Raw genomic sequence first — 11,195 nt, forward strand, 5'->3', positions numbered from 1 at the left:
AATAGGTGTCAGGCTTGCCGAATATCGTCAAGAGGTTTATTTAACGATCAATACAAAAAGGAGATTGGCGTGTCGGAACGCGGAAGACCTCGCAACTTTGATCGGGAACAGGCATTGCGTTCAGCAATGTATGTTTTCTGGGAAAAGGGTTTTGACGGCGCGTCGCTGTCGGACCTGACCGCTGCGATGGGCATCAATGCGCCCAGCCTTTATGCGGCCTTTGGCAGCAAGGAGGGGCTCTATATGGATGCCCTGTCGCTCTATTCGAACGAGGTCGGCACCGATATCTGGACACAACTGGAAGAAACCCCAGACGTGAAACAGGCGTTCGAGCGTTTTTTGATTGTGAGTGCCGAGACTTTCTCGGTCACCGACAAGCCGCGCGGGTGTCTGATCGCGCTGGATGCGCTTAACCGTACCCAGTCCAGCCAGAATGTCTGCAATGTCCTGAAAGAACGCCGCAACAACAATATCGAGGTGCTGCGCATCCGCCTTCAGCGCAGTATCGATGAAGGTTCCCTGCCCGCGACCATCGACACAGGCGCTATCGCCACCTTTTACGCGACAGTGCAGAACGGCATGTCCATCCTTGCGCGTGACGGCGGCAGCGCGGAAAGTCTGGTTGCCGCAGCGCATGGCGCCATGGCGGCGTGGGACAGGCTTACCGCCGCGTGACAGGTTTATGTCCCTATGCCACAGCCCGCAAAGGCACGGGACCAGCGACATAATCCGCAATTTTATCGGCCACATCCGCACTGGCTATAATGCGCCGGTGCCCAAGGCCGTCAGCCCAGTGAAGACGGACATGCGACCCTGCTTTGGCAGCCATTTCCGCACAGCGCGCCGGAACTTCCTTGTCGTCGCGTGCATGAATAACCAGCGTCGGGATCGACAACCGGCGCAGATGCACGTCGGTATCGAAATCGTGGATCGGGCGCGCAGCAACATGCTGAACCGTATCCTTCATTGCCTGACGCACATTGGCGTTCAAACGAAGCACCTTTCCGAAGCCTTCGAAAACACCGTCCATGGAATGCGGTGACGCGATTGTGACCAGCTTGGCGGGGCGTCGCTCGCGATAGCACCCAAGCGGACCGGCGGCCGCATTAACGACAACCGCACCGCCAAAGGAATGCCCAACCATGGCATGGAACGGCCCATACTGACGCCAGGCAGCATCCACTGCCGCTATGGCCTGAATGAAATTAAGCTCGCGTCCCGCCGATGCGCCATGTCCCGGCAGATCGAGGGCCACCACCCGCTCACCGCGTGCAACCAGCGCGCCGACAATGGCCATCATATCCGCACTGCGCGAACCCCAGCCATGCACGACGAGCGAGGTGCGGGCATTGTGTCGGTCCACGCCCGCGGGCTCGAAAAGATAGGTCGCCACAACGCCACGATCGATAATCAGATCGAGCCTTTTGGCCTTGAGCAACTCTTCACTCGTCTGCTGCAACTTTTCCGCATAGGCTTTGGTTTTCGGTTTGCGGCTGGGTGTGCGGCAGAAAATCTTGAATGCCGCGCGACCTGCACGTTCCGGCGCGATGTGTCCGAGCACGCCCAGACCGAATCGCGTAACCTGAAGAGATAACGTTGCCATAGCGGGGCCTCAATCATGTTCAATCCTGAACAAATAATTGTACAAGAATGAACAAAATGCAAGACAAGATACAAAAGCTGCCGTGGGATAATCCGCGCTTCAAAAACTGGATCGCTGTTGCGAGAGCTGGCAAGGCGGTTGAACGCGCGCTGGCGCAGGGGCTGGCGCCATTCGACCTGAAGATTGCCGACCTTGATGTGCTGATGAATATTTATCGCCATCCGGGCGAATCGCAGCACGATCTCGCCCGCAGAATTCTGGTCGGGCGGTCCAACATCACGATGTTGCTACCGAAGCTGGAGAATCGCGGACTGCTGATGCGTACCGGCGATGCGACCGACAAACGCATCATCCGCCTTACTCTTACACAGGATGGTGAGAAGCTGCTCGGTGAAGCGCTGGCGGTCTATAGCGAATTGATCGACCGCGTGATGGCGCATTCCACCGCATCGCAATGCAACGCTATGGGCGACATGATGCGACGCATCGCGGAAATGCTCGAGAAAGAATGAGGTACGAGCTCATCGATCGCGCTTGAGCCCTTTTTCGGCCAGTTCGTCGAGATAGGTCTGCCAAAGCGTCTCTTTTTCGGTGCCAAGCTTATGCAAATAGGTCCAGGAAAACAGGCCGGTATCGTGCATGTCGTCAAAGGTGATACGCACCGCGTAATTGCCCACCGGCTCGACCTTGATGATCTCGACATTGCGTTTGCCGCCAACCGTAATGCGCTGTTCGGGCGAATGGCCCTGCACTTCCGCCGATGGAGAAAGCACACGCAACAGCTCTGCGGTCAGTTCAAATCGCTCGCCGCTGTCAAAAGCCACCGTCAGCAATTTGCGGTCGCTGGAAACACGCAGTTCGGTCGGCCAGACGTCGCTCATTGCTGTTCTCCATATCAAAGCGCGCTCCGCAATTTTCAGAGCTTGCATGTGATAGGCCGCATGTCAAAATACCGCAAGTGCGTTGAAACTGCTTCAGCCCGGCAAAACTGGACAAGGCGAAGCGGAAGTCCTATCTCATAAGAGCAGGAGGATACTGCGTCGTACCTTATGGGAACAATGGCTTCACAGATGAGAACCTTGCAGGCACAGCCCTTTGTTTCCCCGACCGGACCGATGATCGATCCTTTCGGGCGGACGGTCAGTTATTTGCGCGTTTCGGTGACGGACCGTTGTGATTTCCGCTGCACCTATTGCATGGCGGAACATATGACCTTCCTTCCCAAGAAGGACCTGCTGACGCTGGAAGAGCTGGAACGGCTCTGCACTGTGTTCATCGACAAGGGCGTGCGCAAGCTACGCCTGACTGGCGGTGAACCATTGGTACGCAAGAACATCATGCATCTGATCCGCGGGCTTTCCCGCCATCTGGCATCGGGTGCACTGGAAGAACTCACGCTGACCACCAACGGCTCGCAACTTGCGCGGTTCGCCGGAGAACTGGCCGACTGCGGCATCAAGCGCATCAATGTCTCGCTCGATACGCTCAATCCCGAAAAGTTTCACGAGATCACCCGCTGGGGTGATCTTGCACGTGTGCTTGAGGGTATAGATGCCGCGCAAAAGGCAGGCATCCGTGTGAAGATCAATGCCGTCGCGCTTAAAGATTTCAACGAATTCGAAATTCCGGACCTTATCCGCTGGGCCCATGGCCGCGATATGGATATGACGCTGATCGAAACCATGCCGATGGGCGAAATCGAATTCGACCGCACTGAACAGTATCTGCCGTTGTCACAGGTGCGCAGCGACCTGTCAGCTCAATTCACGATGAATGATATCCCCTATCGCACGGGCGGCCCTGCCCGCTATGTGACGATAGAGGAAACCGGTGGACGTCTCGGCTTCATCACGCCGTTGACCCATAATTTCTGCGAAAGCTGCAACCGTGTTCGCCTGACCTGTACCGGCATGCTCTATATGTGCCTTGGCCAGAATGATGATGCCGATCTGCGCAAGGCGCTGCGTGAGAACGACAGCGATGTATTCCTCGGCCAGGCTATCGATGAGGCTATTTCGCGCAAGCCCAAGGGCCATGATTTCATCATCGATCGCGATCATAACCGGCCCGCTGTGGCGCGCCATATGAGCCTGACCGGCGGATAAAGCGCATTTATACTTTTGAGTGAAAATACTCGCAAATAATTGTCGCGAAATAAACTTTAACACGGTATTGGATTCTAAACTGGATTCTATACCGTGCTGCAGTCAGAGAATTTCCGCGCAAGTATTTATATGCTTCTCGCCATGGGTGTTTTCACCATCGGGGACAGCATCACCAAATTCCTTCTCACGGAAATGAACAGTGGTCAGTATATGCTGATCCGCGGCGTCTTCGCGACGGTGATGATCGGCTTTCTGGCCTGGCGTCACGGCGCCTTGCGCAAACTCTCTCTGGAACGGATGACAGTCCTGCGCGTGCTGGGCGAAGTGGTTGCGACAATCACTTACATCGTCTCGCTCGGACATCTCTCGCAGGCCTTTTGCTCTGCCGTGTTTCAGGCAACGCCTTTGGTGGTGACGCTTGGAGCCGCGATCTTTCTCAAGGAGAAAGTCGGCTGGCGGCGTTGGGCATGTATTCTGGTCGGCTTTGTCGGCGTCCTCATCATCATCCGCCCCGGTTCAGCCGGTGCGGCAAGTTTCGCAGCAGTGGCCGTGTTGCTGGCGAGCGTCGGCTTTGCGGCGATGCGGGACATTGCAACGCGCCGCGTACCGGCCCATGTGCCAACGCTCTATCTCTCCACACTAACCGCAGGTGCAATTGCGGTCACCGGCGGCGTGCTGACTGTCCCAATGGGCGGGTGGCAGCCTATCGGCCTCGTTCCCATTGCCGCCATGCTCTGCGCGGCGGTGCTGCTGCTGATCGGGTATCACTTCATCATTCTAGCCATGCGTGAAGGCGAAGTGTCCTTCGTCTCCCCGTTTCGCTATTCCAGCCTGCTTTGGGCGATAGGCTTGAGCATAGCGGTCTTTGGCGAAGCGCCGGATAGCTATACAATCATTGGCTCTGTCATGGTGGTCGGAAGCGGTATCTACATGGTCTATCGCGAAAACGCGCTGAAAAAGCGCGAGAAGAACAAGAGCACATTGGCTTCCATTCCAACTGGTCTTGGACCGAAATAATGGTCGATCAACCAGATATCGCCGGTGCGATTATTGCCGGTGGATTGTCGAGCCGAATGCGCGAAGGCGGAATTGCGGGAGACAAGTTCCTGCAGGTTCTGGGTTCCTGTACCATCATCGCTGAAGTTGCCGCGCGACTGAAGCCGCAGGTGGGATCGCTTTTCATCAACGCCAATGGCGACCCGTCCCGGCTGGCCAGCCTCGGCCTTGCCGTTGTCGCTGATATCCTCGCAGAGCATGGTGGCCCTCTGCCGGGCATTCTCACCGCGCTCATCCACGCAAAAGATTCGTCATGGCTGCTGACCGCAGCGGCGGACACGCCATTTCTGCCTGCTGATCTTGGAAAGCGGCTCCTCGAATGCCAAAGACAGAGTGGCAAGGACATCATCCTCGCCAGTTCTGCCGGGCATGTTCATCCCATATTTGGCCTGTGGAGCACACAACTGGCGGATCGGCTGAGAGACTGGCTTTCGACGGCGGAGAAAGCCAGTGTTCTGGCATTCGCACGCGATGTTGATTTCGAAATGGTAGACTTTCCGCTTGTAACGACCAAGGATCGCTCGGAAACCTATGATCCATTCTTCAATATCAACCGGCCCGATGACCTTGTCGAAGCCCGGCGATTGAATCGACTGAACGGAGGGATGCCATGACGCAAAAGCTTTTCGGCATTACGGGCTGGAAGAATTCCGGCAAGACCACCTTGACCGAAAAGCTCGTGCGCTGCCTGACCGAACGCGGCTACCGCATTGCGACAATCAAACATGCGCACCACAATTTCGACATCGATCACGAAGGCACCGATTCCTGGCGGCATCGCAAGGCCGGAGCGGCTGAAGTCGCCATTGTTTCAGACCGTCGCTTCGCCATCATGCATGAAAATCTCGACGGGCCGGAGATTTCGCTGCAAGAGATCGCGGACAAGCTTGCGCCCTGCGATCTGATTCTCGTCGAAGGCTATAAACGTGAGCCGCACAAGAAAATCGAGCTACGCCGAACAGGCAGTCATGACGGCCCACCGCTCGCCGAAAACGACCCGAGCATCGTCGCCATTGCAACCGATCATCCACAACCAGGCTTGAGCCTGCCGGTCTTCGATATCAATATGGTCGATGAAATTGCCGATTTCATCCAAAATGAAATGGCACTTTGAGCAATTCCCTACCGCTTTCCGCCAAAACGTCAACTTTCACTATTTTGCTGCCACTTTCGGCGGAATACGCTGTGAATTCCGCAATAATTATACGCAAAATTATTACGCAAGCCATCTTGCCTTCCGGTGAAAAGTGGTGGGAATATCGTGTTCGGATTGGAGGGCGGCGGCGAACATGCGAAAAATTATTGCGCAGCCTCCGCTGAACCATCTATTGGTAGCGGCGGGAGGAATGTCTATCGATCGATAATCCTCAATTTTAAATTGCAATTGCACGACAAATGGCTGACCAGAAAAATAATCAGGGAACCAGCCAGAGTAAACGAGAGGACTAAATATGCGCGTATTGAAGCGTATCGTAGCAGCAGCTTCGGTTGCGACCATTGCAACTATGGCTGGCGGATTGGCCATCGGCGCCGCAAATGCCCAGGAGCCTTTGAAGCTCACCATCGCCACTGAAGGCGCCTACCCCCCCTTCAATTTCATCAAGCCGGACGGCACCTTGTCGGGATTTGACGTGGATATTGCGAAGGCACTTTGTGATGAAATGAAGGCGCAATGTACCTTCATCACCCAGGAATGGGATGGCGCGATTCCAGCACTTCAGGCTGGCAAGTTCGACGCCTTCATCGCTTCCATGTCCATCACCGATGAACGCAAGAAGCAGGTCGATTTCTCCAACAAATACTACAATACGCCTCCGGGCATCGTCGCTCCGAAGGATAGCGACATCAAGGGCGTGACCAAGGAAGATCTCGCCGGCAAGACGATCGGCGTGCAGGTTTCCACCACCCACGCCAATTACTCGGAAAAGACCTTTACCGACAGCACGATCAAGGCCTACCCGACCGCTGAGGAATACCGCCTCGATCTGGCCAATGGCCGTCTCGACGCTGCCAATGATGATAGCGTCACGCTCGGCGAATGGCTGAAGACGCCGGATGGCGCATGCTGCAAGATGGTCGGCACTTTCCCGCCGGTTGTTGAAATTCACGGTCCAGGCGCTGGCGTTGCCTTCAAGAAGGGCCGCCCGGAACTGGTTGAAAAGTTCAACGCAGCTATCAAGGCGATCCGCGCGAACGGAAAGTACAAGGAAATCAACGATAAGTACTTTGAGTTCGACGCTTACGGCGCCGAAAACTAGGTTTCTTTGAAGACGTATGCGCCGGTTTGTGTCAAACAAACCGGCGCACATCATTTATGGCGGACAGTTCGGTAGAAGCGCTCGAAATAGAGACCACCGGACGAACAAACGCCCAGAAAAAAGAAAAAAGGCGATGGAACATTACGCCACTTTATTGAGTTTCGGCCCCGAAGGCTGGTCGAGGAGTATCGCCTGGGGCCTGTTGGTAACGGTCACTCTGGCAATAGCCACCCTGCCCGTAGGCCTCGTTCTTGGATTTCTGGTTGCTTTGGGGAAGCAATCGACCGAACCGTCGATCCGACTGGCTTCGAATATCTACACGACCATCTTCCGTGGTCTTCCAGAACTTCTGACCCTGTTCCTGGTTTATTTCGGCGCCTCTCTCGGCTTGCAGAAACTCCTGGCACTGTTTGGCATCAATGCGAATGTCGAGATCAATGCCTTCGCCGCCGGTATGGTGGCGCTCGGTTTCGTTTTTTCGTCCTATTCGAGTGAAGTCTTCCTGTCCGCTTTCCGCGCCATTCCGCGCGGGCAATATGAAGGCGGTTATGCCGTTGGCCTCTCGCACTGGCAGACCATGCGCAAGGTCATCCTGCCGCAACTGATCCGCATTGCCCTGCCGGGTCTTGCCAATCTGTGGCTGGTGCTGCTGAAAGACACCTCGCTCGTATCCGTGATCACACTGTCTGATATTATGCGGCAAACGTCCATTGCAGCGCGCGTGACCAAGGAGCCATTCCTGTTCTTTGGCGTCGCATGTCTGCTCTATCTCGCTCTCGCGATCATCTCGTCCTATTTCATCAACCGCATAGCCCAATGGGCTGATGCGGGCAGCAACCGGTCGCGAGGCGCATGATCATGAGCGAAGCTGTCACACAAAACAGTGCTGCCGTCATAGCGCCACCACCGGTCGCCCGCCAATGGACCCGCGCCCGTATTGCAGGCCATATCTTCGTCGGCATATGGGCTTTGCTCTTCGCGGGTTTGGCCATCTATCTCTACAATGTCTGGCGGATCGATCTCTTCGAGACCTATGGCCCGCGCTACTGGTCCGGGCTTCTGATCACGCTGAAGCTCGTCGTGGTGTCGATCCTTGTCGGCGCCGCGCTGTCGATCCCGATTGCCGCCGCACGCATGTCGAACAATCGCTGGCTGAAAGCCATCGCATTCGGCTATGTCTATTTCTTCCGCGGCACACCGCTTCTGGCGCAAACCTTCCTGATCTATTACGGTTTCGGCACCTTCCGGCCTTTTCTTGAAAGCATTGGCCTATGGGTGTTTTTCCGCGATGCATGGAATTGCGCCATTCTCGCTTTCTCGCTCAATACGGCGGCCTATCAGGCAGAAATCCTGCGTGGCGCGATCCAGAGTGTTGCAATGGGCCAGTGGGAAGGTGCAGCAGCGCTCGGCATTTCCAAGCGTGTGACCTTCTGGAAAGTCATTCTTCCACAGGCGCTGATCGTTGCCCTGCGTCCATACGGCAATGAAATCATCCTGATGATCAAGGGTTCGGCCATCGTTGCCATCATCACGGTTCTCGACCTGATGGGTGAGACGCGGCGCGCCTATTCCCGCACCTTCGATTTCCAGACCTATCTCTGGGCGGCAGTGATCTACCTGTTGATTGTCGAAGTGCTACGCCACATCTGGGATTATCTCGAACGACGGCTGACACGACATCTTGTTCGCTGATTTAATGAGAAGGTCCTGAATTTAGCCCCCGGCAGCCTTGCAGCTTCCGGGGGCTATCTGTTTAATCAACAAGTGCATTCGCCGCTCGGCGGGGTGCATCCAATTCCTGAAGCATAGCAATGGGCAATATCATGCTGAAAATCTGGGGTCGCACCAATTCCACCAATGTCAAGAAAGCGCTCTGGATAGCGCAGGAGCTTGGCCTTGATTACGAACAGATCGATGTTGGCGGCCAGTTTGGCGGGCTGGACGATCCGACCTTTCTGGCACGCAATCCCAATGGCCTTATTCCGCTTCTCGAAGACGGTGAAACCGTGCTCTGGGAATCGAATGTCATCACGCGCTATCTGGCGGCGACCTATGGCAAGGACAGCCTGTGGATCGAAAGTCCGGCCAAGCGTGCACAGGCGGAAAAGTGGATGGATTGGGCATCCACCACGCTCTACACCGACTTTAGCAATGTCATGAAGCACATGATCCGCCTACCCGAAGACAAGCGTGACCCGGCAATCCTGCAACGTGGTCTCGAGGGCCTTGCCCGTTCCATGACGATTGCCAATAGTGGGCTGGACCACTCACCCTGGTTCTCAGGTGAAAAATTCGGCATCGGCGACATTCCAGTTGCCTGCTATGCCTATGCATGGTTCGAATTCGCTATCGAACGTCCTTCTCTTCCGCAGCTTGAAAGCTGGTATGAGCGCTTGAAAGAGCGCCCCGCCTACCGTTCGGCTGTGATGACACCCCTCACCTGATCATATGGTCCATAAACTATCCAGAGGAATGAACGAATGACGACCACTGCAAAAGTAGCCTTTCTCGGGCTGGGCGTGATGGGCTACCCGATGGCAGGTCACCTGAAGAACAAAGGTGGCCACGACGTTACGGTTTATAACCGCACGACGGCCAAGGCGGAAAAATGGGCGAAAGAATTTGGCGGCAGCTTCGCAGCGACGCCCGCAGATGCCGTGCGCGACGCCGACTATGTGTTCGCCTGCGTTGGCAACGATGACGACCTGCGTTCTGTCACCATCGGCGCGGACGGTGCTTTTTCGACAATGAAAAAGGATGCGATCTTCATCGACAATACGACGGCCTCTGCCGAAGTTGCGCGTGAGCTTTCAGAAGAAGCGCAAAAGCGTGGCATTCACTTCATCGATGCACCGGTTTCCGGCGGGCAGGCGGGCGCAGAAAACGGCGTACTGACCGTGATGGTTGGCGCCAGCGAAGTCGTCTTCGAGCGTGCCAAGCCGATTATCGATGCCTATGCCCGTTCGGTCGGCCTTATGGGTCCGGTCGGTTCGGGACAGCTTGCCAAGATGGTGAACCAGATTTGCATCGCCGGTCTCGTTCAGGGATTGGCCGAAGGCATTCATTTCGGCAAGAAGGCTGGCCTCGATATCGAAAAGCTCATCGCGGTCATTTCCAAGGGCGCTGCGGGTTCGTGGCAGATGGAAAACCGCTCCGGCACGATGAACCAGGGTAAATATGACTTTGGCTTCGCCGTTGACTGGATGCGGAAGGATCTAGGCATCTGCCTTGATGAAGCTGATCGCAATGGCGCGCTTCTGCCCGTCACGGCGCTTGTCGACCAGTTCTACAAGGAAGTACAGAAGATCGGCGGCAATCGCTGGGATACGTCTTCGCTGCTGGCTCGTCTGGAACAGAAGTGAATATCGACTGGATTATGATCAAAAGAAAAAGCCCGGCATCGCAGCCGGGCTTTTTCTTGATGTTGGCTTGATCAGTTCGATCAGAACTTGACCTTCGCCGTCAGCGAGAGACCGCCGACGAAGTCGTTGTCGAAGTTGCCCTTGGAACCAGACAGGCTCGGCTGGCCACCAACGACAGTATCGTCCAGTTCACCCGAGGTCAGCCAGCCAGCGGCGCCTGCAAGACGGATTTCAACCTGATCATTCGGCTTGTAGTTGGTGCCAAGACCAAACAGCCAGATGTCAGTCTGCGAGGTCAGGCCCGTGCTGGTGCCACGATCCCAGGTCACAGTTCCAGCAACCGACCACTGGTCGTTGAGCTTGTGACCGACGCCACCGCTAACCGTCCAGCCGTCCTGATAGTAGAGATTCAGGCTCGTGATCTTTGTGCCGGACGGTACGATCTTGCTGTCGGAAGAAGCGAAATCAACCGAAGTCAGTGACGACCAGTCAGTCCACTTCACCGAACCGAATGCGAGCCAATCAGGCGCGATACCGGTCTGGAACTTGAATTCAACTGACTGCGGAGTTGCCACATCGCTCGACACGTTGATCGGCAAACCCTTGCCGGTGAGCGGGTTCAGAGCCAGATTGTCGATGGTGCCTTCGAGATTATACTTGACCTCGGACTGGTACACGATGCTGGCGCGCATTGCGTATTCCGGAATTTCGTACGCAGTGTTGATTGCCGCTGAGAAGTGACCCGGTTTTTCCACCGAGAATTGACCCGCCTTTTAATTAATGTTCGGGTTTTTATTCACGGTCAAGTTTC

The 11,195-nt window shown here is 55.6% G+C and carries 13 protein-coding genes and 1 pseudogene; 11 read left to right on the forward strand and 3 right to left on the reverse strand.

All coding sequences use genetic code 11. The annotated features are described in order from the left end of the window. The first annotated feature begins 69 nt into the window (after positions 1 to 69). Positions 70 to 675 (forward strand): TetR/AcrR family transcriptional regulator, encoded by a 606-nt coding sequence (locus FGI60_RS10825; RefSeq protein WP_138785168.1) that lies wholly within the window; start codon positions 70 to 72, stop codon positions 673 to 675. A 13-nt stretch (positions 676 to 688) separates the two neighbouring features. Here FGI60_RS10825 and FGI60_RS10830 read toward each other — a convergent pair whose 3' ends face one another. Then, a complete protein-coding gene (locus FGI60_RS10830) occupies positions 689 to 1,603 on the reverse strand; it encodes an alpha/beta fold hydrolase (RefSeq protein ID WP_138785169.1) in 915 nt (304 codons plus the stop codon). Positions 1,604 to 1,650: 47 nt separating this feature from the next. Between FGI60_RS10830 and FGI60_RS10835 the strand changes: the two genes are divergently transcribed. Continuing rightward, complete coding sequence (locus FGI60_RS10835; protein WP_138785170.1) at positions 1,651 to 2,115, forward strand: MarR family winged helix-turn-helix transcriptional regulator; 465 nt, start codon at positions 1,651 to 1,653, stop codon at positions 2,113 to 2,115. 9 nt (positions 2,116 to 2,124) lie between these two features. Here FGI60_RS10835 and FGI60_RS10840 read toward each other — a convergent pair whose 3' ends face one another. Continuing rightward, on the reverse strand, positions 2,125 to 2,484 hold the full coding sequence (locus tag FGI60_RS10840; protein WP_078340433.1) for a gamma-butyrobetaine hydroxylase-like domain-containing protein: 360 nt from the start codon (positions 2,482 to 2,484) through the stop codon (positions 2,125 to 2,127). A 189-nt stretch (positions 2,485 to 2,673) separates the two neighbouring features. Here FGI60_RS10840 and moaA point away from each other — a divergent pair, with 189 nt between their 5' ends. From moaA to FGI60_RS10885, 9 genes are all read left to right on the forward strand, one after another. After that, positions 2,674 to 3,708 (forward strand): GTP 3',8-cyclase MoaA, encoded by a 1,035-nt coding sequence (moaA, locus tag FGI60_RS10845; RefSeq protein WP_138785171.1) that lies wholly within the window; start codon positions 2,674 to 2,676, stop codon positions 3,706 to 3,708. Positions 3,709 to 3,837: 129 nt separating this feature from the next. Continuing rightward, entirely contained in the window at positions 3,838 to 4,725 is an 888-nt protein-coding gene (locus FGI60_RS10850; RefSeq protein WP_138785201.1) for a DMT family transporter, read from the forward strand. Then, positions 4,725 to 5,378, forward strand: coding sequence for a molybdenum cofactor guanylyltransferase MobA (gene mobA / locus FGI60_RS10855; RefSeq protein WP_138785172.1), 654 nt, complete (start codon positions 4,725 to 4,727; stop codon positions 5,376 to 5,378). Before FGI60_RS10850 ends, mobA begins: the two co-directional genes overlap by 1 nt. Then, positions 5,375 to 5,878, forward strand: a complete 504-nt coding sequence (gene mobB, locus FGI60_RS10860) for a molybdopterin-guanine dinucleotide biosynthesis protein B (protein ID WP_138785173.1) — start codon at positions 5,375 to 5,377, stop codon at positions 5,876 to 5,878. The genes mobA and mobB overlap by 4 nt, the downstream gene beginning before the upstream one ends. Before the next feature lie 337 nt (positions 5,879 to 6,215). Then, positions 6,216 to 7,022 (forward strand): ABC transporter substrate-binding protein, encoded by an 807-nt coding sequence (locus tag FGI60_RS10865; protein ID WP_138785174.1) that lies wholly within the window; start codon positions 6,216 to 6,218, stop codon positions 7,020 to 7,022. 133 nt (positions 7,023 to 7,155) lie between these two features. After that, positions 7,156 to 7,878, forward strand: a complete 723-nt coding sequence (locus FGI60_RS10870) for an ABC transporter permease (RefSeq protein WP_138785175.1) — start codon at positions 7,156 to 7,158, stop codon at positions 7,876 to 7,878. Between the two features lie 2 nt (positions 7,879 to 7,880). Continuing rightward, the gene (locus FGI60_RS10875; RefSeq protein WP_138785176.1) at positions 7,881 to 8,714 is read left to right on the forward strand and encodes an ABC transporter permease; all 834 of its coding nucleotides are present in this window, start codon (positions 7,881 to 7,883) and stop codon (positions 8,712 to 8,714) included. 131 nt (positions 8,715 to 8,845) lie between these two features. Next, a complete protein-coding gene (locus FGI60_RS10880; RefSeq protein WP_138785202.1) occupies positions 8,846 to 9,466 on the forward strand; it encodes a glutathione S-transferase family protein in 621 nt (206 codons plus the stop codon). A gap of 36 nt (positions 9,467 to 9,502) precedes the next feature. After that, on the forward strand, positions 9,503 to 10,384 hold the full coding sequence (locus tag FGI60_RS10885) for an NAD(P)-dependent oxidoreductase (RefSeq protein WP_138785177.1): 882 nt from the start codon (positions 9,503 to 9,505) through the stop codon (positions 10,382 to 10,384). A gap of 80 nt (positions 10,385 to 10,464) precedes the next feature. Here FGI60_RS10885 and FGI60_RS10890 read toward each other — a convergent pair. Next, a pseudogene (locus FGI60_RS10890) lies at positions 10,465 to 11,109 on the reverse strand (outer membrane protein transport protein); the annotation flags it as partial. Positions 11,110 to 11,195 lie beyond the last annotated feature (86 nt).

Source organism: Brucella haematophila (assembly GCF_005938105.1).
GTDB lineage: Bacteria > Pseudomonadota > Alphaproteobacteria > Rhizobiales > Rhizobiaceae > Brucella > Brucella haematophila.

Coding starts and splice junctions, on each gene's coding strand:
- FGI60_RS10830 (WP_138785169.1), bottom strand. CDS start 1,603: ATGGCAACGTTATCTCTTCAGGTTACGCGATTCGGTCTGGGCGTGCTC.
- FGI60_RS10835 (WP_138785170.1), top strand. CDS start 1,651: ATGAACAAAATGCAAGACAAGATACAAAAGCTGCCGTGGGATAATCCG.
- FGI60_RS10840 (WP_078340433.1), bottom strand. CDS start 2,484: ATGAGCGACGTCTGGCCGACCGAACTGCGTGTTTCCAGCGACCGCAAA.
- moaA (WP_138785171.1), top strand. CDS start 2,674: ATGAGAACCTTGCAGGCACAGCCCTTTGTTTCCCCGACCGGACCGATG.
- FGI60_RS10850 (WP_138785201.1), top strand. CDS start 3,838: ATGCTTCTCGCCATGGGTGTTTTCACCATCGGGGACAGCATCACCAAA.
- mobA (WP_138785172.1), top strand. CDS start 4,725: ATGGTCGATCAACCAGATATCGCCGGTGCGATTATTGCCGGTGGATTG.
- mobB (WP_138785173.1), top strand. CDS start 5,375: ATGACGCAAAAGCTTTTCGGCATTACGGGCTGGAAGAATTCCGGCAAG.
- FGI60_RS10865 (WP_138785174.1), top strand. CDS start 6,216: ATGCGCGTATTGAAGCGTATCGTAGCAGCAGCTTCGGTTGCGACCATT.
- FGI60_RS10870 (WP_138785175.1), top strand. CDS start 7,156: ATGGAACATTACGCCACTTTATTGAGTTTCGGCCCCGAAGGCTGGTCG.
- FGI60_RS10875 (WP_138785176.1), top strand. CDS start 7,881: ATGAGCGAAGCTGTCACACAAAACAGTGCTGCCGTCATAGCGCCACCA.
- FGI60_RS10880 (WP_138785202.1), top strand. CDS start 8,846: ATGCTGAAAATCTGGGGTCGCACCAATTCCACCAATGTCAAGAAAGCG.
- FGI60_RS10885 (WP_138785177.1), top strand. CDS start 9,503: ATGACGACCACTGCAAAAGTAGCCTTTCTCGGGCTGGGCGTGATGGGC.